This window comes from Acidihalobacter prosperus (assembly GCF_000754095.2).
Classification (GTDB): Bacteria; Pseudomonadota; Gammaproteobacteria; order DSM-5130; family Acidihalobacteraceae; genus Acidihalobacter; species Acidihalobacter prosperus.
This window is the reverse complement of record NZ_JQSG02000001.1, coordinates 572,310-598,225: the sequence shown is the minus strand read 5'-3', so window position 1 is coordinate 598,225 and position 25,916 is coordinate 572,310. Positions and strand designations below refer to the sequence as shown.

24 protein-coding genes are annotated in these 25,916 nt (G+C 65.0%); 15 read left to right on the top strand and 9 right to left on the bottom strand.

Features of this window, described 5'->3' with window-relative positions; translation table 11 throughout:
* Positions 1-6 precede the first annotated feature (6 nt).
* On the top strand, positions 7-696 hold the full coding sequence (gene lolD, locus THPRO_RS02995; RefSeq protein ID WP_038086934.1) for a lipoprotein-releasing ABC transporter ATP-binding protein LolD: 690 nt from the start codon (positions 7-9) through the stop codon (positions 694-696).
* Positions 697-711: 15 nt separating this feature from the next.
* On the opposite strand, the gene THPRO_RS02990 is transcribed toward lolD, so the two are convergent.
* A complete protein-coding gene (locus THPRO_RS02990; RefSeq protein WP_038086583.1) occupies positions 712-1,245 on the bottom strand; it encodes a DUF2062 domain-containing protein in 534 nt (177 codons plus the stop codon).
* A 114-nt stretch (positions 1,246-1,359) separates the two neighbouring features.
* Here THPRO_RS02990 and THPRO_RS02985 point away from each other — a divergent pair, with 114 nt between their 5' ends.
* The 9 genes from THPRO_RS02985 (at position 1,360) to kdsB (ending at position 11,151) form a co-directional block, all read left to right on the top strand.
* Positions 1,360-3,744, top strand: a complete 2,385-nt coding sequence (locus THPRO_RS02985; protein ID WP_065089186.1) for a DNA internalization-related competence protein ComEC/Rec2 — start codon at positions 1,360-1,362, stop codon at positions 3,742-3,744.
* Between the two features lie 20 nt (positions 3,745-3,764).
* Entirely contained in the window at positions 3,765-5,045 is a 1,281-nt protein-coding gene (locus tag THPRO_RS02980) for an NRAMP family divalent metal transporter (protein WP_201786922.1), read from the top strand.
* 87 nt (positions 5,046-5,132) lie between these two features.
* Entirely contained in the window at positions 5,133-5,777 is a 645-nt protein-coding gene (locus THPRO_RS02975) for a MotA/TolQ/ExbB proton channel family protein (RefSeq protein ID WP_052064000.1), read from the top strand.
* A complete protein-coding gene (locus THPRO_RS02970; RefSeq protein ID WP_038086580.1) occupies positions 5,774-6,217 on the top strand; it encodes an ExbD/TolR family protein in 444 nt (147 codons plus the stop codon). The genes THPRO_RS02975 and THPRO_RS02970 overlap by 4 nt, the downstream gene beginning before the upstream one ends.
* 1 nt (position 6,218) lies before the next feature.
* A complete protein-coding gene (msbA, locus tag THPRO_RS02965; protein ID WP_052063999.1) occupies positions 6,219-8,015 on the top strand; it encodes a lipid A export permease/ATP-binding protein MsbA in 1,797 nt (598 codons plus the stop codon).
* Positions 8,002-9,162 (top strand): glycosyltransferase N-terminal domain-containing protein, encoded by a 1,161-nt coding sequence (locus THPRO_RS02960; protein WP_038086577.1) that lies wholly within the window; start codon positions 8,002-8,004, stop codon positions 9,160-9,162. Before msbA ends, THPRO_RS02960 begins: the two co-directional genes overlap by 14 nt.
* Positions 9,163-9,165: 3 nt before the next feature.
* Positions 9,166-10,152: a tetraacyldisaccharide 4'-kinase gene (gene lpxK, locus THPRO_RS02955; RefSeq protein WP_065089185.1), complete on the top strand. Its 987-nt coding sequence runs from the start codon at positions 9,166-9,168 to the stop codon at positions 10,150-10,152.
* The gene (locus THPRO_RS02950; protein WP_038086575.1) at positions 10,152-10,337 is read left to right on the top strand and encodes a Trm112 family protein; all 186 of its coding nucleotides are present in this window, start codon (positions 10,152-10,154) and stop codon (positions 10,335-10,337) included. Before lpxK ends, THPRO_RS02950 begins: the two co-directional genes overlap by 1 nt.
* A 46-nt stretch (positions 10,338-10,383) precedes the next feature.
* A complete protein-coding gene (gene kdsB, locus THPRO_RS02945) occupies positions 10,384-11,151 on the top strand; it encodes a 3-deoxy-manno-octulosonate cytidylyltransferase (RefSeq protein ID WP_038086572.1) in 768 nt (255 codons plus the stop codon).
* A 99-nt stretch (positions 11,152-11,250) separates the two neighbouring features.
* Here the strand turns inward: kdsB and THPRO_RS02940 are convergent, their stop codons facing one another.
* Positions 11,251-11,655 (bottom strand): hypothetical protein, encoded by a 405-nt coding sequence (locus THPRO_RS02940; protein ID WP_038086569.1) that lies wholly within the window; start codon positions 11,653-11,655, stop codon positions 11,251-11,253.
* Between the two features lie 211 nt (positions 11,656-11,866).
* Between THPRO_RS02940 and THPRO_RS02935 the strand changes: the two genes are divergently transcribed.
* The 3 genes from THPRO_RS02935 (at position 11,867) to THPRO_RS02925 (ending at position 18,805) form a co-directional block, all read left to right on the top strand.
* Positions 11,867-14,491 (top strand): penicillin-binding protein 1A, encoded by a 2,625-nt coding sequence (locus THPRO_RS02935; RefSeq protein WP_082954418.1) that lies wholly within the window; start codon positions 11,867-11,869, stop codon positions 14,489-14,491.
* Between the two features lie 307 nt (positions 14,492-14,798).
* The gene (locus tag THPRO_RS17145) at positions 14,799-17,804 is read left to right on the top strand and encodes an alkaline phosphatase family protein (RefSeq protein ID WP_201786921.1); all 3,006 of its coding nucleotides are present in this window, start codon (positions 14,799-14,801) and stop codon (positions 17,802-17,804) included.
* A gap of 143 nt (positions 17,805-17,947) precedes the next feature.
* Entirely contained in the window at positions 17,948-18,805 is an 858-nt protein-coding gene (locus THPRO_RS02925; protein WP_038086566.1) for a prephenate dehydratase, read from the top strand.
* Positions 18,806-18,990: 185 nt separating this feature from the next.
* Here the strand turns inward: THPRO_RS02925 and THPRO_RS02920 are convergent, their stop codons facing one another.
* The 3 genes from THPRO_RS02920 to THPRO_RS02910 all read right to left on the bottom strand — a co-directional run bounded on the left by THPRO_RS02920 (position 18,991) and on the right by THPRO_RS02910 (position 20,359).
* Positions 18,991-19,206, bottom strand: a complete 216-nt coding sequence (locus tag THPRO_RS02920; RefSeq protein WP_038086563.1) for a hypothetical protein — start codon at positions 19,204-19,206, stop codon at positions 18,991-18,993.
* Positions 19,207-19,372: 166 nt separating this feature from the next.
* Complete coding sequence (locus tag THPRO_RS02915; protein ID WP_038086914.1) at positions 19,373-19,906, bottom strand: DUF1697 domain-containing protein; 534 nt, start codon at positions 19,904-19,906, stop codon at positions 19,373-19,375.
* Positions 19,907-20,077: 171 nt separating this feature from the next.
* On the bottom strand, positions 20,078-20,359 hold the full coding sequence (locus tag THPRO_RS02910) for a thioredoxin family protein (protein WP_201786920.1): 282 nt from the start codon (positions 20,357-20,359) through the stop codon (positions 20,078-20,080).
* Between the two features lie 77 nt (positions 20,360-20,436).
* On the opposite strand from THPRO_RS02910, the gene THPRO_RS02905 reads away from it, so the two are divergent.
* Complete coding sequence (locus THPRO_RS02905) at positions 20,437-20,958, top strand: hemerythrin domain-containing protein (RefSeq protein WP_145930673.1); 522 nt, start codon at positions 20,437-20,439, stop codon at positions 20,956-20,958.
* Positions 20,955-21,404 (top strand): glycine cleavage system protein H, encoded by a 450-nt coding sequence (locus THPRO_RS02900; RefSeq protein ID WP_065089183.1) that lies wholly within the window; start codon positions 20,955-20,957, stop codon positions 21,402-21,404. The genes THPRO_RS02905 and THPRO_RS02900 overlap by 4 nt, the downstream gene beginning before the upstream one ends.
* A gap of 24 nt (positions 21,405-21,428) precedes the next feature.
* On the opposite strand, the gene THPRO_RS02895 is transcribed toward THPRO_RS02900, so the two are convergent.
* From THPRO_RS02895 to THPRO_RS02880, 4 genes are read right to left on the bottom strand one after another with little or no spacing between them, the layout of a single operon-like run.
* The gene (locus THPRO_RS02895) at positions 21,429-22,178 is read right to left on the bottom strand and encodes a sulfite exporter TauE/SafE family protein (RefSeq protein ID WP_038086558.1); all 750 of its coding nucleotides are present in this window, start codon (positions 22,176-22,178) and stop codon (positions 21,429-21,431) included.
* Positions 22,179-22,234: 56 nt separating this feature from the next.
* On the bottom strand, positions 22,235-23,242 hold the full coding sequence (locus THPRO_RS02890; protein WP_052063997.1) for an Ldh family oxidoreductase: 1,008 nt from the start codon (positions 23,240-23,242) through the stop codon (positions 22,235-22,237).
* The gene (locus THPRO_RS02885; protein WP_038086552.1) at positions 23,239-24,177 is read right to left on the bottom strand and encodes a hydroxyacid dehydrogenase; all 939 of its coding nucleotides are present in this window, start codon (positions 24,175-24,177) and stop codon (positions 23,239-23,241) included. Before THPRO_RS02885 ends, THPRO_RS02890 begins: the two co-directional genes overlap by 4 nt.
* Positions 24,174-25,913, bottom strand: coding sequence for an L-aspartate oxidase (locus THPRO_RS02880; RefSeq protein ID WP_236717247.1), 1,740 nt, complete (start codon positions 25,911-25,913; stop codon positions 24,174-24,176). The genes THPRO_RS02885 and THPRO_RS02880 overlap by 4 nt, the downstream gene beginning before the upstream one ends.
* Positions 25,914-25,916: the final 3 nt, after the last annotated feature.

Sequence of the window (25,916 nt, the reverse complement as noted above, 5' to 3'; positions counted from 1 at the left end):
AGCGACCTGCAAACCGGCGAGCCGGTCCTGCAATGCCGCAGCTTGCGGAAAACCTTCCGCGACAACGGCCTGCAGGTCGAGGTGCTGCGCAATATCGATCTCACGGTGATGCCGGGTGAAAAGCTCGCCATAGTCGGCAGTTCCGGCAGCGGCAAGAGTACGCTCCTCCATCTGCTGGGCGGGCTGGAAACGCCGAGCCAGGGCGAGGTGAGCGTCTGTGGGCGCGACATGGGGCGGCTGGCGGACAACCTGCGCGGTCGTCTGCGCAACGAAGCCCTGGGCTTCGTGTATCAGTTCCACCATCTTCTGCCCGAGTTCACGGCGCTTGAAAACGTGGCCATGCCGTTGTTGATACGCGGCGCACATCCCGCGCAGGCCACGCAGCGGGCCCGCATGTTGCTGGAGCGCGTCGGCTTGCTCGGGCGCATCAAGCACAAACCGGCTGAATTATCGGGCGGCGAGCGGCAACGCGTGGCCATCGCGCGTGCCGTGATCACCGAGCCCAAGGCCGTGTTGGCGGACGAGCCGACCGGCAATCTGGATCGCAAGAACGCCGACCAGATCTATCAGTTGCTGCTCAGGCTGAACCAGGAACTGGGAACCGCCCTGGTCATCGTGACCCACGACGCCCTGCTGACGCGCCGCATGGACCGCGTGCTCAGGCTGGATGACGGCGTGCTGATCGGCGGTGGCTGAGCGCGCGCGCGCCGTTCAGGATTTGTGTTCCGCCCGGTGACGGCGCATACGCTGCTGCCAGCGACGCACCACGTGCATCCGCCAGAATAGGCGTATCCCGAAATACCCCAATACCGAAAGACTGCTGCCGACCACGAAACTGCCCAGGAGCAGGGGGCGCCAGATACGGCTAAACTCGTCCTGGAACCAGGCCGCCGTCAAATGAAAATTGGCCGGATGATGGGCCGGCGCACCAAGCAGCCAGTTGCCGACCAGGTAGGCGAAATAAAACATCGGGGGGATGGTCACGGGGTTGGTCAGCCAGACCAGGGCGACGGAGATCGCGAGATTGACGCGAAAGGCGACCGCCAGCAGCGCGGCGCCGACCATCTGGGCGGGGAAGGGGACGAAGGCCATGAACAGGCCGACCGCGAACGCACCGGCCACCGAGCGCCGGTTGAGATGCCACAGACTCGGGTCGTGCAGCCAATTGCCGAGAAACCGCAAGGCCTTGTGTTCCTTGACGGCATGACGGTTGGGAAACAGGCGTTGGATGATGCGTTTGGCCATCGTGCGCGACCTGATCGAATCTGACGGGCTGGAAATTCGAATGATTATGCCGCGTTTTTCGGGCGCCCGCCTGCACATTTCCATGACAGTGCGGATACGCCGCAGGGCAGGGGTATGAGCCTGACGGGCGCGCTGGCCTTCCTGCTCGGCATTCTGGCCCTGGGTGCCCTGCCGACGTTGCCATCGATGTTCGTGTGGTTGCCTGTCGCACTGTTGCTGGCGGTTTTCTGGCGAGTGCGCCGCCGTTGTCCGTCCGCGCTGGCGTTCGCCTGCTGGTTTGTCCTCGGCTTCGCTTGGGCGTTGACGCGGGCCGATGCCTTGCTCGATCAGCGCTGGTCCGCTGATGACATGCATCGCGATGTGGTGTTGACCGGCGTGGTACGTGGCGTGCCTGAGCGTCAAGACCATTCGACCCGGTTCGAATTTGCCGTGGAGGCGGCCCGTTTGGGAGACCGCCTGCTCACGCAGCCTCCCGCCCGCGTCCGCCTGGGTTGGTACGGTCGCCGCCCCGATCTGCGTCCGGGCGAACGCTGGCGTCTGACGGCGCGTCTAAAGCCCGCACACGGCCATCTCAATCCCGGTGGATTCGACTACGAGGGTTGGCTGTTCTCGCGCGGGATACGCGCGACCGGCTATGTGCGCGAGGGCGGGAAGGCAAGGCGCCTGGGGCAGGCATCCGACCCGGTCAGCCTGGTGGACCGATGGCGCCAGACGCTCGATCGCAGGTTGCATGCCGCGCTAGAAGGCACACCCAACGCGGGCGTGATTTCCGCGTTGGTGCTGGGCATGCGCAGTGGCATTCCGGAGGATCGCTGGCGCGTCCTGCTTGAGACCGGCACAAATCACCTGATCGCCATTTCCGGGTTGCACATTGGCCTCATCGCTGGGCTGGTCTTCGCCCTGGTGCGGCGATTCTGGGCCTTTGTGCCCGCGCTCGCCTTGAGGTTGAGCGCACCGCAGGCCGCCGCCGGCATGGCGCTGGTCGCGGCGGCCCTATATGCCCTGATGGCCGGCCTGTCGATCCCCACGCAGCGCGCTCTGGTCATGCTGGCCGTTGCCTTAGGCGGTATCATGCTCAAGCGGCACTTGAGGCCCTCTCACGCCCTGGCGCTTGCTTTGGTGGGTGTGCTGCTGCTCGATCCGTTCGCCGTGCACAATGCAGGATTCTGGCTTTCGTTCTCGGCAGTCGCCTTCATCCTCTATGCGCTGATCGGCCGCGAACGTCCGCGCCGCGGCGGCACCTGGACCCACTGGCTGCGCGTGCAATGGGCTCTGACCCTCGGATTGCTGCCCTTGAGTATCGCGCTGTTTCAACGCGCCGCGCCGGTCGCACCGTTGGCCAATCTGATCGCGGTGCCTTGGGTGGGGCTGCTGGTGGTGCCGTTGTCTCTGTCCGGCACGTTGCTGCTGAGTGTGTGGCCCGCCGGCGGCGCGGCGGTTCTGCGTCTTGCATCCGGGTTGCTGAATGCCCTGTGGCCACTGCTGGACTGGCTGGCGGAATTGCCGTGGGCTCATTTGCGATTGGGGCTGAGCGATATCTGGGTGTTGCCGGTCGCCCTCGCGGGGGTATTGATCGTGCTCGCGCCGCGTGCGTGGCCGGCGCGCTGGGTGGGGCTGATCCTGGTGGCGCCGGTCTTCGTGCCGGCGGGCGACACGCCAAGACCCGGAGACTGGCGGCTGACCCTGCTCGATGTGGGGCAAGGCCTTGCCGCCACGGTCCAGACCGCGCGCCATGTGCTGGTTTTCGATGCCGGGCCGCGCTATCGGTCGGGTTTCGACGCAGGGGAAGCCATTGTGGCGCCGTATCTGCGCACCCAGGGCGTGACGCATATCGATCGCCTGATCGTTTCGCATCCGGACATGGACCACCGCGGCGGCGCGGCCTCGCTGGCGGCGGCCTTGCCCGTGCATATGCGTATCGACGCCGTCGGACCGAACGCCTGTCGGGCAGGCCAGAGCTGGCATTGGGACGGGATCGACTTCATGTTTTTATATCCTGCGCCCGGAGAGACCGGCTCGCGCAACAACCGCAGCTGCGTGCTCAAGGTTTCCGGGCCCGGCGGCAGCGCGCTCTTGATCGCGGATATCGAACGCGGCGGCGAGCGGCGGCTGGTCAATCGCGGACGCCGCATACTGGCGAGCGACCTGATGCTGGTGCCGCACCACGGCAGCCTGACGTCTTCCAGCAGCGGACTCATCGATGCGGTCGGGCCGCGTATCGCCCTGATCAGCAGTGGTTTCGGCAACCGTTTCGGATTCCCGCGCGCGGCCGTGCTGCAGCGCTACCGCGCGCGCGGCGTCGCTGTTTACGATACGGCCAGCGCCGGCGCGATCCGGGTCGATTTCATTGCCGACGCGCAGGCGGGCATCGAGGTGAAGGCGTATCGTCATAGCCATCGGCGTTTTTGGCAATATTCGGCCGCGGAGCCCGCTGGCGCTCAAAATCGGATTGAACCTATTGGGTTCGGGATGTTCAATAACGCTAACAATAATGATTAACATCTACAGTACGAGGGCGCATGAATAAACCGACCGATGGCGCAAGCCTGACGGCGCGCGTCGAGCCGACACGTACGCCGGGGCGCTGGCGATTGGCCATGATGGTGTTCGGGCCGGGCTTGGTGGTCATGCTCGCGGATACCGATGTCGGCAGTATCATCACCGCCGCGCAGAGCGGCGCTCAGTGGGGCTACCATCTGCTGCCGCTGCAGCTGCTGCTGATTCCGATCCTGTACGTGGTGCAGGAATTGACGGTACGGCTGGGGTTGATCACCGGCAAGGGTCATGGCGAGCTGATCCGGGAGACCTTCGGCCAGGGTTGGGCCTGGCTGTCCGTATCCACCCTGGTGGTCGCTTGCGTGGGTGCCTTGCTGACCGAGTTTTCCGGGGTCGCCAGCGTCGGCCGCCTGTATGGCGTGCCCGGCAGTGTCAGCCTGAGCCTTGCCGCGGGATTTCTGATCCTGGTGGTCTGGACCGGCAGCTATCGCCGGGTGGAGCGCGTCGCCATGCTGATGGGGGGCTTCGAGCTCGCGTTTTTCTGGGTGGCCGCTCGGGCTCACCCGGATGCCGAATCGGCCTTGGCGGGTATCCGCCATATCCCGCTCAACGACACGGGTTATCTATATCTGGTGGCCGCGAACATCGGCGCGGTCATCATGCCTTGGATGGTTTTCTATCAGCAGTCGGCGATCGCCGACAAAGGCCTGCGGCCGCAGGCCCTGCGTTATGCGCGTCTCGATACCGCTGTGGGCGCCGTGGTGACGCAGCTGGTGATGGCCGCCGTGTTGATTGCGGCAGCAGCCACCCTGGGTACGCACCCAGGCGGCCCGCCGCTGGATACGGTGGAGGAGATCGCGGATGCGATGACGCCCTACCTGGGGGCCGGCGCCGGTCGCCTGATATTTTCGATCGGCATTCTCGGCGCCGGCATGGTCGCGGCGATCGTGGTCTCGCTCGCCGCCGCCTGGGGACTCGGCGAGGTGGCGGGTTATCGCCGCTCGCTGCAGGACAGCCCGCAGCGGGCGCCCTGGTTCTATGCGGTATATTCGCTGGTGGTCGCGGTCGGTGCGGTGGTGGTCGGCCTCGCCCACGATCTGGTCGCGCTGAGCGTGGCGGTCGAGGTCATGAATGCCCTACTGCTGCCGCTGGTGCTCGGCTTTCTGTTTTTGCTCGGTCGGCATGCGTTGCCACCGGAGCACCGGCTGCGTGGAGGCTACGCCTGGCTGGTGGCCATCACGATCGTCCTGACCTCGTGTCTCGGCTTGTATGGGGGGCTTTCCTGGCTGTTCGGCGGTCATTGACGGACCGGCGCGCTTAACCTCGTTTGGCGCTAACGTGTATGATTCGGCATCGTTTGCGAACAGCATCACATTACGGGGCATCGACACGTGTTCGAGATCGTCAAGGCGGGCGGTTGGGTCATGGCGCCGATCATCGGCGCATCCATTCTCGCGCTCGCGATCATTCTGGAGCGCTTCTGGTCGCTGAGACGGGCGCGCATCATGCCGGGCGGCCTGCTCGACACCGTGGTCGAGGAACTGCGCCGCGGCGATCTGGCCGCCGACCGTATCCAGGCCATCGCTGCCGGCTCGCCGCTGGGGCGCATTCTCGCCGTCGGACTTGCCAACCGCCGTCAGCCGCACGAGCTGATCAAGGAACGCATTGAGGAGACCGGCCGCCAGGTGGTGCACGAACTCGAACGCTTCCTCAATACGCTGGGTACCATCGCCACGATCTCGCCGCTGATGGGGCTGCTGGGCACCGTGTTCGGCATGATCCAGGTCTTCGGCGTGATCACCTCGGTCGGCGTGGGCAATCCGCACATTTTGGCGGGAGGCATCGCCAAGGCCCTGATCACCACGGCGGCCGGTCTGCTGGTGGCGATTCCCGCGCACATTTTCTACCGTTATTTCCGCGGCTACGTGGACGCGCTCACCGTCGAGATGGAGGACCAGTCCATCCAGCTCGTGGACAGCCTGCGCACCCTCTCGACCACCACGGCGACGGTGCGCAAGTCGAGAACCGGCACATGAATTTCAGCCGCCACGCGCGCGCCAGCCGCCACGGGGAGGGCTCGGGCATCGACATGACGCCGATGGTCGATACGGTGCTGACCCTGCTGATCTTCTTCATGGTCACCACGACCTTCAGCCGCCAGTCCGAGCTCAAGATCCAGCTGCCCAAAGCCGAAAGCGCGGCGACCGTGGCCAAACAAAGCCCGCTGGTACTCTCGATAGACGCGCGCGGCCACTATTATCTGAACGGCCGCGAACTGGTGAATTCGCGTTTCGATACGTTGTTCCGGGCCCTACAGCAGGCCAAGGGCGCGGACGGCGACAAAATGCCCCTGGTGATCCGCGCCGACGTCAAGACCCCCTATCAGGCCGTGGTCACGGCGATGGACGTCGCCGGCCAGCTCGGTCTTTCCCGCCTGTCGATCGCCACCGACAAAACCGCGCCCAGCGGCCGCTGAAATGGCAGGCAAGTCGCAGCCAGTCTCCGGTATCGGGGTCTATCGACGCCTGCTGCGCGAATCGTTGCAGCACTGGCCCTATCTGTTGCTTGCCATCGTGGGCATGACACTCACGGCCGCCACGCAACCGGCCATGGCCGCGCTGATGAAACCCTTGCTCAACGGCGGTTTCGTCGAACGCGACATGCATGCGATCACATGGATTCCGCTGGCATTGGTCGGACTGTATTTCGTGCGTGGCGTGGCAAGTTACGTGTCAGCCTACTTCATGGCCTTCGTGGGTACGCGAGTGGTCATGGATCTGCGCGAACGCATGTTCGATCGCCTGTTGCACATGCCCGTGACCTTTTTCGACAACGCCTCGTCCGGAGAGCTGCTGGCCAAGCTCACCTATAACGTGGAACAGGTGGCCGGCGCCTCGACCAGCAGCTTCACCATCCTGGTGCGCGACAGCATTACCGCCATCGGCCTGATGATCTGGGTGGTATATCTCAGTTGGCAGCTGAGCCTGGTGTTTTTGGTGCTGATACCGGTGATCGCGCTGATCGTAAAGTCGGTTTCGGGCGTATTCAGGCGTTTGAGTCACGGCATTCAGGATGTGGTGGGCGAGGTGACCCATGTTTCCGAGGAAATGATCGAAGGCCACCGCGTGGTCAAACTGTTCGGCGGCATCGATTACGAGACCCGCCGTTTCGGCGAGGTCAACCATCGCAGCCGCTGGCTGCAGCTGCGCTCCACTGCGGCCCAGGCGGCGAGTCTGCCGGTAATGGAGTTCATCGCCTCGATCGGCATCGCCTTCATCATCTATCTCGCCACCTCGGGTACCCTGCTCGAATCGATGAACGTGGGCAGCTTCGTGTCCTTCGTGACCGCAGTGCTGATGCTGATGGAGCCGTTACGCCGCCTCGCCCAGATCAATCCGACGCTGCAAAAGGGCATCGCCGCCGGGGAGACCATATTCGAGCTGATCGACATGCCGCCCGAGCGGGATAGCGGCACGCGTCGGCTCGAGCGGGCAGCAGGCCGCATCGAATACCGTAACGTCAGCTTCCGCTACGATGCGCACAAGGGCGATGTGCTCAAGGGCATCGACCTGCACATCGCCCCGGGCGAAACCGTGGCGCTGGTCGGTCGTTCGGGCAGCGGCAAGAGCACCCTGGTCAATCTGCTGCCGCGTTTTTACGAACTCGAACAAGGCGAAATACTGCTCGACGGCATCCCCATCGGCGAATTGGTGCTCGACAGCCTGCGCCAGCAGATCACCTACGTGGGCCAGCAGGTCACGCTGTTCAATGACACCATCGCCGCCAATATCGCCTATGGCGCACAAGGCGGCGCCTCGCGCGAACGGATCATCGAGGCCGCGCGGGCCGCACATGCTTGGGAATTCATCGAGCAGTTGCCAAGCGGCCTCGACACCCTGGTCGGGGAGAATGGCGTGCTGCTTTCCGGCGGCCAGCGCCAGCGGCTCGCCATCGCTCGGGCGCTGCTCAAGGACGCGCCCATCCTGATCCTCGACGAAGCGACTTCCGCGCTCGATACCGAATCCGAACGACACATTCAGGCGGCCCTGGAGGTGTTGGTCAGGGGGCGGACCACGCTCGTGATCGCCCATCGGCTGTCGACCATCGAGAGCGCGGACCGCATCGTGGTCATGCACCAGGGCGAGATCGTCGAAATCGGCAACCATCGGGAGCTGATCGCACGCGACGGCGTGTATGCCCGGCTACATCGCATGCAGTTCCGCGACGAACCCGTGTCCGATCCGACTGAGGCGGGGCAGGATGCCGCCGGTTGACGCGCAGGGCTATGGCGGCGCCTGGTGGCCGGTGCTGCGCGCGAACTGGCGCGACCGGCGAGCCGGTCGGCAGGCAGCGGCGGCCGCCAGGCTCGGTTATCTGCGACCGCCGCGCGGCGAGGGCAGGGTGGTGTGGATCAAGGCCGGCGGCAGCCCCGAATCCGTACATCTGGCCTGCGAGCTGCTGGGTGCTCTGCGTGAGCGCCGCCTGGATATCCGGCTCGCACTGACATTCGAGCACGATTACCCCGAAATCATCGAACCGCGCGTACGCGGGCTGCGCAAGATCGGCCTCGGCTACGGCCCGAGCGACCGGCCCGCCGCCGTCCGGCGGGTGATGACGCGCCTCAAGCCTTTCGGATTGGTGCTGGTCGATACGCAGCCGCACCCGAACCTGTTGCGCGCGGCTTGCGCCGCCGGCACCCACGTGATCGCCTTCAACACCGGCCCCGCGCCGCTGGCGGTGGAGGCTGCTTATCCCAATGATGCCGATCAGGCGAACGCGTGGAGGGCGGACGACCACGCCACGCCACTGGCGGAACCCGCCGACCCAATGGCGCTGTTCGTGGAGGCGCAGGCCGACACGACCCTGCGCAGCCTGGCGGCCGCTGGCCATGACGGGCTGCACCTTTGGTGGTGGCACGACGACAGCGGCAAGACGCATGCGGACGCCATTGCGCACTGGCGCCAGTCTGGCTTCGTCGATGACGGGATTCTGTTCGTCTCGGGCCAGCCCGATGCGCCGGCCCGGCGGCAGGCCGACCTGACGATCGGCGACTGGGACCGCAGCCCGCTGCCGCCCGGGCGCGTCGTCTGGGTCGACGATTCGCGCTGGTTCGCCGCCGTCGCCAGCGCCGCGACGGCGGGCTATCTCGATACTCAGGTTCGTGCCACGCTCTGGCAGGCGTTGGCCGGCGGCTGCGCACTCGCGCTCGGCGCGGCCACCCGCCGGATGCGTCCGACACTGCCGTTTCTGGACGATGCGCCTTCGCGGCCCGATGACGTATGGGCGGACTGGCGAACGCTGAAGACGGAAACGCTTGCGGCCCGCCGTCGCGGCGATCTTGGACGGCGTTATTTTTGGGACGAGCGCAGGCGGGTGCAAGGCGTGATGGATGATTTTCTTCAGCGTGTATTCGACTGGTAAAACATGGCCTTACAGCAATATATTGAGGCTTTTTGGCACTCGGACGGCCTTGTCTCCCGCCTCATGTTGCCGCTGTCGCGCCTCTATGCCGGCGTGGCTCGCCAACGTCGACAGCGCGCGCTTGAAGCACCGCCGCCGCGCTGGCCTGTGCCGGTGATCGTGGTGGGCAATATCACGGTTGGCGGCACCGGCAAGACGCCGATGGTGATCTGGCTGGTCGAGTGGCTACGGGCGCAAGGCCTGCGGGCGGGCGTGGTCAGCCGGGGCTATGGCGGGCGGGCCGGCCGCCACGATCCTCACCGGGTCATGAACACTGACGATCCCGGAGAGGTCGGAGACGAACCGCTATTGATCGCCACGCGTACGAATGTACCAGTGGTTGTCGGGCGCGCACGCGCGAAGGCCGTGCGCATGCTGCTCTCCGGCGACGCATGCGATGTGGTGGTCAGCGACGACGGCCTGCAGCACTATGCTCTCGCGCGCGATATCGAAATCGCCATGCTCGACGGCCGCCGGCGCCTCGGCAATGGCCGCTGCCTGCCGGCTGGGCCCTTGCGGGAACCCGAAGACCGACTCCAAACGGTCGACTGGGTGGTGGTCAGCGACGGCGCCGCCCAGGCAGGCGAATACGCGATGATGCTGAAGCTGGGCGATGCCAGGCGCATCGATCCATCATCCGATGAAACGCGCGCGCTGGCGGCATTTCGCGGGCAAACCGTGCATGCGCTGGCCGGCATCGGCAACCCGCAGCGTTTTTTCTCCGCGCTTGAGGGCGCCGGTCTGAACATCATTCGCCATCCCTTGCCGGATCATCACCGGATTGCCCCCTCCGATCTCGATTTCGGAGACACACGGCCGATACTCATGACCGAGAAGGATGCCGTAAAATGCCGCACATTCGCATCGAAGCGGGCTTGGGCCGTACCGGTTGACGCCGTGCCGGATCCGGAGTTCGTCGATGCCCTAAGCGAACGCCTCAGGAGTGTCTGATGGACAAGAAATTGCTCGACATCCTCGTCTGCCCGGTCACCAAGGGGCCGCTCATCTACGACAAGAAACATCAGGAGCTGATTTCGCGTTCCGCGCGGCTGGCCTATCCCATTCGCGATGGCATCCCGGTCATGCTGGAGGACGAGGCGCGCCCGTTGACACAGGAGGAAGTGGAAGCGCTGTGACGTCATCGGCCTGTCCTCCCGACCTTGCGCCGCCAGGGTCACGCCCATGAGCTTTCGAGTCGTCATTCCCGCGCGCCACGCCTCCACGCGGCTGCCTGGCAAACCGCTGCTGCCTCTGGCGGGCCGGCCGCTGATCGCGCATGTCTACGATTGCGCGCGCGCGTCGGGCGCGGCGGAAATTCTGATCGCCACCGACGACGCACGCATTGCCGAGGCCTGCACGGGCTTTGGCGCATCGGTCGTCATGACCTCGGCCTCCCACCGCTCCGGCAGCGAGCGGCTGGCCGAGGTGGTGGCCCTGCAGGGCTGGCCCGACGACGAAATCGTGGTCAATCTCCAGGGCGACGAACCGCTGACGCCGTCCTCGGCAATCCGTCAGGTGGCCGAAGACCTGATCGCCTTCCCGGAGGCGAGCGTCTCGACGCTGTGCGCGCCGATCCATTCCGCCGCGCAACTCAACGATCCGCACACCGTCAAGGTTGTGCGCGACGTCGCCGGATACGCGCTTTATTTCAGTCGCGCGCCGATTCCATGGGAGCGGGACGTGATCGGCGCCGAGGCACGGGAGGCGCCGATCGGCTGGCGTCATGTCGGCATGTACGCCTACCGGGCCGGTTATCTGCGTCGCTACGTGGCGTTGCCCGCTTGCGAGCTCGAACACATCGAAAAGCTCGAGCAATTGCGCGTGCTTTGGCATGGCGCGCGCATTCACGTGGCCGAAGCGCTGGAGGTGCCGGGGCACGGCGTCGATACTCCGGAGGATCTCGCGCTGGTGGCAGCACTGCTGGCGCAACGCGACGCAAATGATAAATAACCTTAAAATATATTAGTAATTATTTGATTATATGGTGTATTTGCGCGGGGCTGGTCGCGGCAGGCGTGACCCGGTGCCCGCCGCGACCAGCGTCAAGACCTAATGCGCGGCCTTTTTGAGCAGGCTGTGCATGGCGAGCGCCACATCATGTGCCGCCGCGGCGTCGTCGATGGTCACCCCGACGCTGGCAAGCCGTTCGACCTGATCGAGCAGCTTGCGTTTGGAAGCCGAGGTTTCGTCGTTGATTGCGCCGTTGCCAAGCCCCTTGCAGGGGTTCATGGCATGCGCATCGTAACCCTTGCCGTGTTCTCCCACCATGCAATTGAGTATGTGATGCATATGCATGTGCATGTGGTTCAGGCTATCGGCCTTGATCAGAAAATCCGCATGCATCAGCGCTTTGTCGATCTCCTCGCGGGCGTTGCCTGCCGCTGCACTGGTGCCGGCGGACATCAATCCGAACGCAAACAGCATAAACGACGCCAATACCTTGATTTTTTTCATGGTTTTGTCCTCCGTCTTGGTGGTCCCGAATGGATGCCGTGCTCGGGAGCACTAATCATAGACGCGAAAAACAGGTGCGGTTGCCCTGATTGGGGACCTTCGTCGCGGCGCGTGTCCCGCATGCGGCCGGAGTGAACCCCGCGGCGTTTATCGGGTCCAATCGGTTCGCGTGATGATCCACGCGCAAGTCGAGGCGGAAGGGCAGGGAGGCATGAGACGCGATCAAAACCGCGGTACGCGCGAGGAAGGCCGTTTTTGGCGTATCACGGGGCAGGTGGTGTTGCTGGTCGTCGTGGTCGGCGGCCTGGGTGTCGGCTCCTGGCTGACCTACCTGTGGCAGACACTGCCCTCGGTGGCGGAACTCAAACACTGGAAGCCCGCCACGCCTCTGCGCATCTACGCCGCCAACGGCCAGCTACTGTCCGTCGACGGCCCCCGGCTGCGCGACACCCTGCAGTCGCAGCAGATCCCGGAACAGCTGCGCAATGCCTTCGTCTCGGCCGAGAACGGCCATTTCTGGAGCAACAACCCGCTCTACTACCCGGTCAGTTTCCCCGGCATCCTGCGTGCCGCCTGGATCGACCTGATTCACTTCGCGCCGGTGCAGGGTGCGAGCACGATCCCCGAGCAGGTTGCGCGCAATTTCTATCTTTCGCCGAAAAAGACCATCACCCGCAAGGTGCGCGAAATCCTGTTGGCCTACAAGCTGGCCCGCCATTTCAGTCATCGCGACATCCTCGATCTGTACCTGAACAAGATCTATCTTGGCAATGGCGCCTACGGTGTCGGCGCGGCGGCGCAGATCTATTACGGCAAACCGGTTGACGAGTTGACGCTGCCGCAGATGGCGATGTTGGCGGGCCTGCCGGCGGCGCCGGAATACTTCAATCCGCTGGCCAATCCCAAGGATGCGCGCTCGCGCAGGAACTACGTGATCGGACGCATGCTTGCGCACGGTTACATCACCGCGCAGCAGGCGCGTGAGGCCGAAGCCGCGCCATTGAGCGCCCAATATCACAACGAAGGGCGCAACATTGCCCGCTACGCAACCCAGTGGATCGAACGCTGGCTGGTGTCGCAGTACGGCGCGGACATGACCTACCGCAGTGGACTGCAGGTCTACACGACCATCGTCCCGCGATTGCAGACGGCGGCCAACGAATCCGTGGCCATCGGCCTCGAGAACTACTCGATGGGTCTCGACAGCCTCGATCCCAAGCATTACCGGGGGCCGGTGGGGCATCTCGACAAAGCGCAGATCGAGCAGGCGCTCAACGGCGTGAGGCCGAAGTTGCTACCGCCACAGGATCCCGCGAACCTGCGCTGGGGACTGGTGCTGTCCGCCGATCATGCTCATGCCCAGGTGTCGCTGGAAGGGCAGGAAACCGTCACCCTCGGCCAGCGTGCCGTCGCCTGGACCGCCGGCACGCCCGGCAGCAATGGCGAACAGCATCCCGTCGACATGGGGCGCTTGCTCAAGCGCGGCGATGTCGTCTGGCTGCGCCATTACGTCGACCCGGGCTGGCCCGCGAACGGAGAGGACTGGCGCACCGCCGTGTGGAAGACGCCGGCTCCCGGCGCGGCCGGCTGGCAGCTGACGCAGATTCCGAAAGTGCAGGGCGCGCTGGTGGGTATGGACAACGCCACCGGGGCCATCGTGTCGCTGGCCGGCGGCTTCAGCTACTCACTCAGCCATTTCGACCGCGCGCTGTACGCCTATCGCCAGCCCGGCTCGTCGTTCAAGCCCTTCGTCTATGCCGCCGCCCTGGATGGTCCCGAGCTGCTGGCGCACGGCAAATCGAACTACCTGACGCCGGTCTCGCTGATCGCGGACACGCCGCTCAAGATCAAATTGCCCAACGGTACTTACTACAAGCCGACCAACTACGAAAAAACCTTCTCCAACACGCCGATCCCGCTGTGGAAGGATCTGGCCGACTCGATCAACGTGCCCAGTGTGCGCATCCTGATGCACGTCGGCATCCCATACGCCATCGACTACGCCAAACAGTTCGGCTTCAAGAAATCGCAGTTGCCGCCCGTACCCTCGCTGGTGCTCGGCGCCGCCGACGTTACGCCGCTACAGATGACGCGCGCCTACGCCGTTTTCTCCAACGGCGGCTTCCTGGTCAAGCCCTACCTGATCACCAAGGTCGTCAAGGCCGATGGCGATACGCTGCCGCTCAAGAACTGCGCCCTCTGCGTGACCCAGCCGCCCGCCAAGCCCGCGATCACGCCGGGCGTTGCCTATCTCATGACCCGCATGCTGCAGCGCGTCATCCAGGACGGCACCGGTATCGCGGCCAAGCCGTTGGGTCATTTCCTCGCCGGCAAGACGGGTACCACCAACGACGAGAAAAATGCTTGGTTCGTGGGCTACGGACGGCATTACATCGCCTCGACCTGGGTCGGTTTCGACAACAACCAGCCCATGGGCCATTGGGCGGCCGGTGCCCGCGAGGCACTACCGATCTGGATCCATTACATGAAGACCGCACTGGCGGACGAGGGCAGCTACCCCTTCTTTCGCCCCCAGGACATCACCCAGGCGAGCATCAATCCCAAGACCGGTACGCTGGAGTCGGACGGCGGCGAGACCTTCGATTTTCTTTCCGGATTCCTGCCTCCGGCCAGCGCGCCCGAGATTCCGCTGTTCGGGCCGGGCACCAGCATCGAAATGCCGGCGAACGCAACCACGCCGAGCGCCAGCGGCAACGGCAACGGCGGCAACAGCTTCCTGCAACAGTTCGGCAACTCGCCGCTGCACAATCCACCTGGCAACAACGGCAATGGCGCCAATGGCGGCCAAAATGGGGGCAACGGGCCGCTGTTTTGAGCATGGGCATCCAAATCACGGGCCGACCACTGCCAGTGCCTGAACAGCCTGGGTGTGCCTTCCGGGTCGCGAGTCGCACGCGCGGAAGACCCGGGCCGATGGGCATTTTCAATCCGGAAGGATTGGCTTGGCTTATCTAAAACTCCTTTTAGGTCAAGCGCATGCGAGGTGTTGCCGCCCCATTTGGCGGGCTGTGCTGACGCTGACAGGCGACACATTGCCCCGCCATCGAAAATCCCTAGCATGACTCCAGGAAAGCGACGGCCCGCACCCCGCGGGCCGCACCCACCGCCCTGGGAGGCACCCGATGGCCATCCGTCCCTACGTCGAACTGTCCGGCAGCCACAAGCCCGAACCCGCCGCAAGGCGCATCGCCCACGTTCCCGCAGACGAGATCGTCGAGATCAGCATCTATCTCAAGCCGCACCCTGACGAGGCGGCAGCGGCTGCGCCCGAAGCGCGCCAGGACATGGATCAGCGCCGCACGCATATCTACCGCGCCGAGTTGGAATGCGTGCTCGCCTTTGCCCATGAAACCGGGTTGAGTGTCGTCGCCGTGGAGCCTGGGCGGCGACGGGTACGGTTGTCGGCACCCGCCGAGCGCATGGAAGCCGCGTTCCGCACCCGGCTCGATCATTACCACGATGGCCGGCGGCTGTTCCGTGGGCGTAGCGGCACGCTGCATGTGCCAGAGGACGTGGCCGCCGTGGCGGAAGCGGTACTCGGCCTCGACACCCGGCCGATCGCCGAGCCGCGGCATGTGGTCCCGTTGCTCGATGCGGCCGCCATGCCGGGGCATCTGCCCAACCAGGTCGCCCGATTGTACGACTTCCCGACCGACACCACCGGCGCCGGACAGTGCATCGGGCTGATCGAACTCGGCGGCGGCTACCTCGATACGGATACGCAAACCGCCTTCCAGACGATGGGGCTCAATCCGCCGCAGGTGACCGCGGTCTCGGTCGACGGCGCGATCAACCAGCCGAATCCGAACCAGGGGGCCGACGGAGAAGTGGCGCTCGACATCCAGGTTGCCGGAGGTGCGGCGCCCGGCGCGCGTATCGCCGTCTATTTCGCGCCCAACACCGACGCCGGTTTCGTCGATGCGATCGGCGCCGCCGCTCATGATCGCGGCAACGCGCCGTCCGTGCTCTCCATCAGTTGGGGCAGCCCTGAAAGCACCTGGACACACCAGGCCTTGCAGGCCATGAATCATGCGCTCGCCGACGCCGCACGGCTTGGCGTATCCGTATTCGTGGCCGCCGGCGACAACCTCGCCACCGACGGCATCAACGACGGCCGCGCGCATGTCGACTTTCCGGCCTCAAGCCCCTGGGCCGCCGGCTGCGGCGGCACCGCGATCAGCGTGCGCAATGGCGCCATCGTCGACGAGGTGGTGTGGAACGACGGCCAGCGCGGTACCGGAGGCGGCATCAGCGAGATATTCGGCGTACCGTCGTTCCAGAAGGGGCTCGCCATGCCGCCCAATGTCAGCACCGGACGCAGCGGTCGCGGCGTGCCGGACATCGCTGCCGACGCCGCACCGTCGACCGGCTATCTCGTGGTGGTGCAAGGACAGATGACCACCGTCGGCGGCACCAGTGCGGTCGCGCCGCTGTGGGCGGGACTGACCGCCCTGATCAACGCCCGCGGCGGCCGCCCGCTCGGTTTCTTCCTGCCGCAGCTGTATCAGTCGCCGCAATGGCTGCGGCCGATCACCCAGGGCAACAACATGCCCGCCGGCAGCGACATCGGCTATCGCGCGAACAACGGCTGGAGCCCATGTGCGGGCCTCGGCGTGCCGCGCGGCCAGTTGTTGGCCGACGGACTGGCCAAACCGCCGGCATCGGGCGTCGTACCCAGGCCCGCGGCTAGGCCCGCGCTCGCCGCGGACGACCCGCTGGCGCGCATCGACCACGTCGTCGTCCTGATGCTGGAAAACCGCTCCTTCGATCACATGCTCGGCTATCTCTACGCCGACAGCGGCAACCGCTCGCCCATCGGGCACCCGTTTGACGGCCTGACCGGACAGGAAGCCAACCCCGACGCACAGGGGCGCAGCGTGCCCGTTTTTCCTATCGACCCGCAACGCGATCATGCCTATTTCATGCCCGGCGCCGACCCCGGCGAAGGCTATGCCGCCACCAACGCCCAGCTGTTCGGCAGTATCCATGCACCAACACCGCCCGACGCCACCAACCAGGGCTTCGTGGCCGACTTCGCCTACACCCTGGACTGGGAACAACGCGCCCGACGCTCGATCCTGCCGGGCACCCAGCCAGAAGACATCATGGGCATGTACACGCCCGCCATGCTGCCGGTGCTTTCGGGATTGGCGCGCGGTTACGCGGTCTGCGACCGCTGGTTCAGCTCGGTGCCAACGGAAACCCTGCCCAACCGCGCCTTCGCGAGTGCCGCCACTTCGCAGGGGCACATGAACGACGACACCAAGCATTTCACCTGCCCCAGCATCTTCGGGCGGTTGGAACAGGCTGGCATCGACTGGTCGATCTACGGCTACGACGCCGAACCGCTGACGCGCTACACCTTCGCCGACGTGACCCGTGCCAGCGAACAGCATTTCGGGCGCTTTCGCGACTTCAAGGCCGCGGCCCGGGCCGGCAACCTGCCGGCCTACAGCTTCCTCGAACCCAGCTGGGGGGCGGACGGCAACAGCCAGCACCCCAATTACGACGTGGCCCGCGGCGAACAGCTCATGCTCGACGTCTATCGCGCCCTGCGCAGCGGGCCAGCATGGGCACGCACCCTGCTGATCATCACCTATGACGAGCACGGCGGCTGTTACGATCACGTTGCCCCGCCTACCCACGCAGTCGCGCCCGATGACAGCATCGGCGAATACGGCTTCGATTTCACCCGCTTCGGCCTGCGTGTGCCCACGGTGCTGGTCTCGCCGTTGATCCCCGCCGGTACCGTATTCCGAGCGTCGGAAGAGGGGACACCGCTCGACCACACCTCGATCCTCAGCACGCTCGAACGGCGCTGGGGGCTGCCGCCGCTGACGCGCCGCGATGCCGCCGCACCGCACATCGGCGGCGTCCTCTCCCTCGACACGCCGCGCACCGACGACCCGCTGGCGGGCATCGCCGCGCCGCAGACCTCGGGCAAGCATCCCGCCGCCCGCCAGCCCTCGCATCTGGAGCAGGTGCTGGCCGAACTGGTCTCCGGTCTCGACGTGCCGGACGGGGAGGGCGGCCGCGAACCGCGTCCGTCACTGCGTTCGGCCCGTGCCTGTCGCCGCTACATCAAGCGCCGCACCGAAGCGTGGAAGGCCGCACGTGAGGATCGTTGAGCGCTTCCCAATGGCGCAGGCGATGCAAAAGCACAAGGGCGCGCATGGCCCGGCCCTGTGCGGCGGCATGGATAGACAAACGCACGAACTTTAGGATATGTATCTGGCTGCCCCTTAATGCGAACTAGATCCCGACAAGGCCCATGACCGCCAAAATCGCCTACCAGGGGGAGCCTGGCTCGAACTCCCATATCGCATGTTGCAAGGCACGCCCGGATCATGAACCGCTGTCGTGCAGAACCTTCGAGGATGTATTCGCGGCCGTGCGGAGTGGTCACGCCGAACTCGCGATGCTCCCGGTCGAAAATTCCATTGCCGGGCGTGTCGCGGACATCCATCACCTGCTGCCAGAATCCAGCCTGCGGATGCAGGCCGAACATTTTCAGCCAATCCGGTTTCACTTGATGGCCAGACCCGGCGTCACACTCGACGACGTCCGCGAAGCCCACTCGCATACCATGGCACTGGGACAGTGCCGCATCTTCCTGCGCCGGCACGACATCCTGGCCGTGACGGCCGTCGATACGGCCGGCGCCGCCCGCGAAGTATCGGAATCCGGGCGCCATGACATTGCCGCAATCGCCCCGATGATGGCGGCCGAGGTCTACGGGCTGAACATCCTCGCGCAGAATATCGAGGATCACGCACACAACACCACGCGCTTTGTGGTGATGGGCAAGACGCTTCTGCATGCCGAGCGGATGTCCGCCGAGCAGGATTTCGTCACCGCGTTTCTCTTTCGCGTGCGCAATACGCCGGCCGCGCTCTACAAGGCGATGGGTGGGTTCGCGACGAACGGTGTGAACATGACCAAGCTGGAAAGCTACATGGTCGACGGCTCGTTCACGGCCACGCAGTTCTATGCGGAAGTCGACGGCCACCCTGACGACCGCAATGTGCGGCTGGCGCTCGAAGAACTGGACTTTTTCACTTCGCAGCTCGACATCATGGGCGTCTATCTGGCGCACCCGTACCGTCGTAGCGGGCGTCATGATGACTAAACCGGCCGGCTAATTGCCGGCACCGCGGCCAGTTCATTAGACTTGCGTCTTGTTTAGCCAAGAATCCCTGCATGGCCATAAACACCGCTAGACCTGCCAGGACGGTGAGAAACAGGCTGCGGGTAGCGATCCCGATCAGAAAGTGGCAAGCGTACTGAGTATCACTGTGACGATGAACGCTTTGTTCATATCTCATCTCTCCGTATTCTGGAAAACGAAATCATCAGCGCTACGGTTGCTCCAGCCACCGTCGCCATCAGAATCACCAGATTCGGATCGGCGTGGTGAAACAGCGCCAACGCTGTGCCGCATGCCACCGTGATTGCGATCAATTCATAGCCACGTCGCTTGCTCGCGAAAGCGCTCAAATCAAGACGAGCACTCACCCAGTCAATCAGCATGGGAAGTCCCACCCGTGGGACTAAGTCCATGTGTTACGTATACATGGACTGCTAGGTCGCGGGCATCCACCGGCACGTGGAGGTCTGCATGTTGATTCGCATAATGGATATTATGTTAAATATCGGTCGTGGGTGGGCGTTGACGGCAGCGATGCTGTGTGTCCGTTCATGCCTCGTGGAGCATGGTTGCCAGTTTTTGCACCGTATTGAAGTTTCTGGCCGTGACCGGGATGCCGAGCGCCGATTCGACGGCAGCCGCGAGTTTTGAGCGACCTATTCCGTCTGGTGCGAAAAGATAGAACACCTGTCCCGCGAGCCGATACGACTCTGCTGCCGTTTTCAGCTTGTCGAGGCGTGCAAGATTTGGCTGCTCCGGCGTCGAATCGAGAAAGAAGCAATGCAATGCCTTGCCATCGTCCGTTGGGAACGGATTGTCGTCGATCACCCGCAACCAGTCGTACGCGCTCAGGATCAGGATGTGCGGCGAGAATCCCTTGCTGGCAGCAATGGCCTGGGCGATCTCCGCTGCTTCCGATGCTCCCCAGGTTTTGTCATGCTCGAAAACGACATTGCCGCTTTGGATGTACGTTTGGACGTTGTGGCAGCCTTTCTCATGGAAGTACCCGACCAGTTCGTTCATGGACAGGTTGTTTTTGCCGCCGACATTGATGCCGCGCAGCAACGCGATCTGGGATTCCACCATTGATCCTTTGCGGCCGGCGGCATGCCGAATTCTGACGTTGGCATCATGCGCCGGTCAAGCGGGTGACATGCGCAAGCTAACCTGGCAAGTAGCAAAAATGCTTAGAAAAAATAGATAGTTATAAACATAACATCCCGTGTTTTCTCAAGCGCGTGAGCGTTGGGGGCGCTAGCCAGCCACCCCTTCGCGCGTGTTTCGCGCTTTCGCCAGGTAGGCGTCGGCATCGGCCACGCTGGGTACGCCGACGCCGTATAGCTTACCGTCGATCACCGTGGCGGGGATGCTGCGGATCATCAGGTTGGCGACGATGTCTCGCCCTGGCCTGACGGCCACGTCGAGCACTGCGTAATCGATGTCCTCGTGCGCCGTTGCGACCTGTTCCCAGACACGTTCGGCCTGTGGGCAGCTTGGGCACCATTGTGAAACCAATAATTGGACTTTCATGTTCATGGCAGGCTCCCGTTGAATCCATGCAGATAAGTCTTTGACCTGTGGGTGATTATCGGACCTTGGTCCGGGATGCCGCCTTGATCCACGTCAAGGCGCCAAAGGGCGCGCTGTTGTCTGCTTGTGTCAGGCAACAACAGGAGGATTTTAGGCATATGACACACTTCGATCGTGCATTTCTGGGCGAGCATCGCGAGATGGAGCAGCGCCTAAGGGAGGTCGGCCTGCACGTGTCGCGCGGCGAATGGGATCTGGCGGCGGCAACCGTCGAACGCCAGAAGGCGCATCTCGCGCATCACATAGACGTGGAAGAACGTTTGGTCTATCCGGCGTTCGAGGCGCAGGCCGACGGGGAAGGGTTGCGCACCCTCGCCTTTCTGCGCAAGCGACATCTCGAGCTGCCGGTGTTTTTCGACGAGTTGTCGGACGCTTTGGCCGAGCGCGACTCGGAATTGGCACAGGAGACGCTGGAAACCCTGCTGCGGATCATTGCCGATCACCATCAAAGCGAAGAGAAGGACGTGTTTCCCTGCTTCGAACCGACCGCGTCGCTGGCGGCCGTCGGGCTGCAGGCGGCGCACGCGCTGGAGGACGGCAGATGAGCACCTACCGTGGCTGCGAACTGCCGGAGGATCTGTACTACGATCTCGATTACGTATGGGTGCGAGTGGAGGCTGACGGCAGCCTCACTGTGGGCATTACCGATCCTGCGCAAACCTTCGCCGGTCGCATCCTCCGTGCGCGCATCAAGAAGCCCGGCACCCGAATCGCCGCAGGACGGCATGTGGCGACGCTCGAAAGCGGCAAATGGGCCGGCGGCGTGCCGATCCCCTTCGAGGCGACCGTGATCGAGCGCAACGAGGAGGTGCTCGAGGACGGCCATCTGATCAATATCGATCCCTATCGCGATGCCTGGGTCGCGCGCCTGCAACCGACGGAGGGCGCCGAGATCGCACTCTCGGCGCTGCATACGGGCGCGACTGCCGAGAATGCGCTCAAGGCCTGGATCGAGCGTTACGATATCCAGTGCCTGCGCTGTTCGGACTGAAATGTCCGCCTGCCCGACGCGCCGTCAGCCCATCACGCCCCGCCTCAGCAGGTTGGCGCCCAACAGGGCCAGTGCGACGAGCAGCAGGCGGCGGAAGCGGGCCTGATCGATACGCCGGCGCAAATACTGGCCGAGTGCAAGGCCCAGCATGACGGGGATCAGTGCCAGGGTCGACCACCACAGCTGCGGCAGAGTGACCACGCCGAGCCCGATCAGTGAAGCGCTCAGCGGGACCGAACCGCACAGTGCGATCAGGCCGTAGGCGCCAATGAAATGCTCGCGTTCGAGCCGCAGCGCGACCAGATACAGGATCAGCGGGGGGCCGTTGATCAGCGACACGCCATTGAGCACACCTGCGAACAGGCCCACGAGCGGGCCGGCGCCGCCTTCCAGGCGCGGCGGCAGATGCAGGTGCGGGTTGAGCCACGAGGTCAGGCAGAACCCCAGCACCACGCAGCCCAGCAGCACGAACAGCCCCTCCGTCGGCACGCTGACCAGCAGCCGTGTGCCGGCCCAGGTGCCGAGACCGAAGGCGAGTATAAGCGGCCAGAAACGTGCCAGCGCCCAGCGCAGATGGACGCTGCTCAGGCATTGCCAGAGGTTTGAAACCACGATGGGCACGAGCAGAATGGCGATCACCAGATGCGGCGTCAGAAAGCCGCCCAGTACCGAAACCACGAATACCGGCATGCCGATACCGATGGCGCCCTTGATGAATCCGCCGCAGAACAGCACCAGCGCAATGGACGCGACCAGCCATGCGGTCGCGTCCATTCAGGCCTGACTCGAGGCACGGTTTTTGGCGAGCGGGACCCGGCACGGGCTGCGGTTCACGCCTGCCCCGCACGCCGGCGGATTTCATCGTAAAGCGCGTCGGGCAGTTCGATGCCTTCCGCGCGATGCCGGGCGCGCGCGCTCAGCCTTCGTTCGCCGGGCAGCCGGGTACCCGGCTGCGATACGATGGCTTCGATAAGCCGTTCCAGACGCTGAGGATAGGATTCGCCGCCGAGTCGCACGGGATCGAGCAGTATGAACAGCTGCCCTACCCTCGGCGGATCCCCGTCCGCGGTGAAGAACGAGCTGGCCTCGAAGCCGAAACGCGAGCCGGTCAGGCCGGCGGCCAGAATTTCGACCACCAGGGTCAGCGCCGCGCCCTTGGCGTCGCCCATCGGCAGCATGGTGCCGCCTTCGAGCACCGCGCGCGGGTCGGTGGTGGGGCGTCCTTGGGCATCGAGCGCCCAATCGTCCGGGATCGGCTGGTTGCGATCGCGCGCCACCATGACCTTGCCACGCGCCACCTTGCTCATGGATAGATCGACGACCAGGGGTTCCTGCCCCACACGCGGCGTGGCGAAGGCGATGGGGTTGGTGCCGAAGATGGCCTTCGATCCGCCCCAGGGGGCGATGCCCGCCGGCGAGTTGCCGAAGGCCAGTGCGGCGATGCCGCGTTGCGCGGCATGCTCGACTGGGTGTCCGGCGACGCCGAAATGGTGCGAATTGCGCACCGCGAGCGCGACCACGCCGGTCTCGCGCACGCGCGCCAGCGCGGCTTCGAGACCGGCGGCAATGGCCGGAAACGCGAATCCGCAGCGGGCATCCACGCACAACGCGGCGGTGGCCGGCGACTCGATCGTGGGACGCGCGTGCCCGTCCACCTTGCCGCTCGCGGCCTGATCGGCATAGCTCGGCAGACGCGAGACGCCGTGCGACGATAGCCCGTCGAGATCGGCGGCCACCAGCGCGGCGGCCACGCAGCGGGCATTATCTTCGCGGGTGCCGGCATTGATCAGGGCGCGTGCGACCAGGTCGATCAGGTCTTCATGGGCAAGGCGCGTCATGCGGGATATTCCTCCAGACGTTGGCTGACCGCATCCGCGATCATACGGCTGACGCGGGTATTGGATTCATGGGTGACGCCGGCGATATGCGGCGTCAACAGGACGTTGTCCAGCCCCTCGAACAGCGAACCGGCCGGCAGCGGCTCGACCTCGAATACATCCAGGGCGGCAGCGGCGAGACGACCCTCGCGCAGGGCCAGGCTCAGGGCCGCATCGTCGACCACGCCGCCGCGCGCGGCATTGATCAGGCATGCGCCGGTGCGCATCCGCGCCAGCTCGGTGCTCCCGATCAGGTGACGTGTCTGCGCGTTCAAGGGGACATGCAGGCTGACGATATCGCTGCCGGCGAGCAACGCCTCGATCGAATCGACCGGCTGCACGTTGTGGCGGCGCCACAGCACCGCGTCGGTCGCCAGTGCGGGGTCGTGGGCGAGCAGGGAGAGCCCCAGAGCCTGCGCCCGGGTTGCGACTTCGCGGGCGATGCCGCCGAATCCCACCAGGCCGAGCACGCGGCCGCTGACTTCCCCGCCGATCGCCGCGCCGCGCGGCCAGCGACCGGCCTCGACCTCGGCAGTCATGGCGAAGCTGCCGCGCACCAGCAGCAACATGGCCGCGATCACGTATTCGGCCACGGCGACGTTGTTGGCGCCGGTCGCAGGCAACACCTCGATGCTGCGCAGCCGGCAATGCGCGGTGTCGATATTGTCCAACCCCACACCGAGGCGCCCGACCACGCACAGCTGCGGTGCGGCCGCCAGCAGTTCGGCATCGACCTGCGTGCGGTTGCGGACTATCAGCGCGCGGGCCTCGCGCAGACAGCGTGTCAGGCGCGCCGGGTCGTCCGCAAGGGAGGGGTCGTAGCACACCGTGCGATGCGCACGCAACGATTCGACCGCGCCCTCCTCCATGAATTCGCTGATTACGATATCGCTCATTTCGCTGCCGGTGCGTCCGCCGCCGCGGCCTCATCGATCAGTTCGTGCCCAGGCTGCACGCGCGAAAATACGACCGGCACCGAGGTCACCCTCAGGCCACCACCTTCGTGCAGGCGAATGCGGTTGAACTGCGAGTGCTCCCAGCTGCCCGGCCCGGGGAAATCCTCGCGAAAATGCGCGCCGCGGGAGTTTTCCCGCGCCAGCGCGGAGGTGGCGATGGCGCGGCTGACGAGCAGCAGGTTGCGCAGGTTGAGCCAGTCATGCCAGGCCAGATTGAAGGCCGGTTCGCCGCCGGCGACGCCGGTGTGCGCCAGTTGTCTGTCGAGGGCGTTGAGATGATCGAGTGCGCGGTAAAGGCCGTCGGCATGGCGCAGGATGCCGGCATCGGCCCACATGGTTTCGAACAGCGCTTCACGGATCGATTCGAGGTCACCCGGCGGCAAGGTCAGCGGCATGCGCGCCGCCTCGTTTTCCTGCCGCAGGCGCGCTTCGTCGGGAGCACGCCACTGCGCATCGGGCGTGGTCAGGTAGCGCGCGATGCTGTCGCCGGCCAGCCCGCCGAACACGGTCGCATTGGCCACGCCGTTGCCGCCGAGGCGGTTGGCGCCATGCACGCCGCCGGTATCCTCGCCTGCCGCGAACAGCCCGCCGACCTCGGTGGTGCAGTCGACCGCGAATTCCACGCCGCCCATCATATAGTGCGCGGTGGGGATGACCTCGACCCGTCCGGCCGCCAGATCGAATCCGCAGTCGGTGCAGCGCTTGACCATGCCGCGGAACTGGTGGCGCACCTGTTCCGGTCCCAGGTGCCCCATGCTGAGATACACGCCGCCGTTGGGGCTGGTGTTGCCGTTGCGGATTTCCTGATAGATCGCGCGGCTGACGATGTCGCGGGTCGCACGCTCGCCGCGCAGGTCGTAACGCTGCATGAAGCGCTCGCCGTCGCCGCCGAGCAGGAGGCCGCCCGCGCCGCGCAGCCCTTCTTCGAGCACGGTGCCCGTCATCCGCGTGCCGGGGCCGGCGAGCAGTCCGGTAGGATGGAACTGCACCATTTCCATGTCGCGCAGCGGCAGCCCGAGGCGCAGGGCCATGGCCATGCCGTCGCAGCTCTTGTCGCCCGAGGGAGTGTGGTATTTGTACATCGTCGGGCCGCCGCCGGTGGCCAGCAGCACCGCCCGCGCCTGCACGAAAACGAATTCGCCGCTGCGCATGTCGGTGAGCAGCACGCCGGCAATGCCGTCGCCCTGGGCATCGGGGATCAAGGCCAGCGCGCGATGCTCTTCCAGTCGCTCGATGTCGCGCGCCCAGACCTGCTCCGAGAGGCGATTCATGATCTCGATGCCGGTCAGGTCGCCCTTGTGCACCGTGCGGTCGAAAGTCTGGCCCGCAAAGGCCTTCTGATGCAGGGTGCCGTCCGGATTGCGATCGAAAAAACAGCCGATTTCGTTTTCAAGCTCGCGCAGGCGGATTGGCGCCTGCGCGACCAGTGCCCAGGCCAGATCCTGGTCGTTGAGCCACTTGCCGCCCTCGATCGTATCCATGAAGTGACGCGACACGGAGTCGCCCTCCGCGAGGGCCGCGTTGTAGCCGCCCTGCACCATGCGCGTGCAGCCGCATTTGCCGAGCAGCCCCTTGACGGCGACCGCGATGCGCGCGCCGGGGGCGCCGCGATGTACATGCAAGGCCGCGAACAGACCGGCTCCGCCGCTGCCCAGAATCAGCACATCGGTGCGCACGCG

What these genes read in the sequence shown, in the direction of transcription:
- msbA (WP_052063999.1), top strand. Translation starts at nt 6,219, where the DNA reads ATGGCAGGCAAGTCGCAGCCAGTCTCCGGTATCGGGGTCTATCGACGC.
- THPRO_RS02980 (WP_201786922.1), top strand. Translation starts at nt 3,765, where the DNA reads ATGAATAAACCGACCGATGGCGCAAGCCTGACGGCGCGCGTCGAGCCG.
- THPRO_RS02885 (WP_038086552.1), bottom strand. Translation starts at nt 24,177, where the DNA reads ATGAGCGATATCGTAATCAGCGAATTCATGGAGGAGGGCGCGGTCGAA.
- THPRO_RS02890 (WP_052063997.1), bottom strand. Translation starts at nt 23,242, where the DNA reads ATGACGCGCCTTGCCCATGAAGACCTGATCGACCTGGTCGCACGCGCC.
- THPRO_RS02985 (WP_065089186.1), top strand. Translation starts at nt 1,360, where the DNA reads ATGAGCCTGACGGGCGCGCTGGCCTTCCTGCTCGGCATTCTGGCCCTG.
- THPRO_RS02910 (WP_201786920.1), bottom strand. Translation starts at nt 20,359, where the DNA reads ATGAACATGAAAGTCCAATTATTGGTTTCACAATGGTGCCCAAGCTGC.
- lpxK (WP_065089185.1), top strand. Translation starts at nt 9,166, where the DNA reads ATGGCCTTACAGCAATATATTGAGGCTTTTTGGCACTCGGACGGCCTT.
- THPRO_RS02895 (WP_038086558.1), bottom strand. Translation starts at nt 22,178, where the DNA reads ATGGACGCGACCGCATGGCTGGTCGCGTCCATTGCGCTGGTGCTGTTC.
- THPRO_RS02920 (WP_038086563.1), bottom strand. Translation starts at nt 19,206, where the DNA reads ATGCTGATTGACTGGGTGAGTGCTCGTCTTGATTTGAGCGCTTTCGCG.
- THPRO_RS02925 (WP_038086566.1), top strand. Translation starts at nt 17,948, where the DNA reads ATGACCGCCAAAATCGCCTACCAGGGGGAGCCTGGCTCGAACTCCCAT.
- kdsB (WP_038086572.1), top strand. Translation starts at nt 10,384, where the DNA reads ATGAGCTTTCGAGTCGTCATTCCCGCGCGCCACGCCTCCACGCGGCTG.
- THPRO_RS17145 (WP_201786921.1), top strand. Translation starts at nt 14,799, where the DNA reads ATGGCCATCCGTCCCTACGTCGAACTGTCCGGCAGCCACAAGCCCGAA.
- THPRO_RS02935 (WP_082954418.1), top strand. Translation starts at nt 11,867, where the DNA reads ATGAGACGCGATCAAAACCGCGGTACGCGCGAGGAAGGCCGTTTTTGG.
- THPRO_RS02900 (WP_065089183.1), top strand. Translation starts at nt 20,955, where the DNA reads ATGAGCACCTACCGTGGCTGCGAACTGCCGGAGGATCTGTACTACGAT.
- THPRO_RS02970 (WP_038086580.1), top strand. Translation starts at nt 5,774, where the DNA reads ATGAATTTCAGCCGCCACGCGCGCGCCAGCCGCCACGGGGAGGGCTCG.
- THPRO_RS02990 (WP_038086583.1), bottom strand. Translation starts at nt 1,245, where the DNA reads ATGGCCAAACGCATCATCCAACGCCTGTTTCCCAACCGTCATGCCGTC.
- THPRO_RS02950 (WP_038086575.1), top strand. Translation starts at nt 10,152, where the DNA reads ATGGACAAGAAATTGCTCGACATCCTCGTCTGCCCGGTCACCAAGGGG.
- THPRO_RS02940 (WP_038086569.1), bottom strand. Translation starts at nt 11,655, where the DNA reads ATGAAAAAAATCAAGGTATTGGCGTCGTTTATGCTGTTTGCGTTCGGA.
- THPRO_RS02960 (WP_038086577.1), top strand. Translation starts at nt 8,002, where the DNA reads ATGCCGCCGGTTGACGCGCAGGGCTATGGCGGCGCCTGGTGGCCGGTG.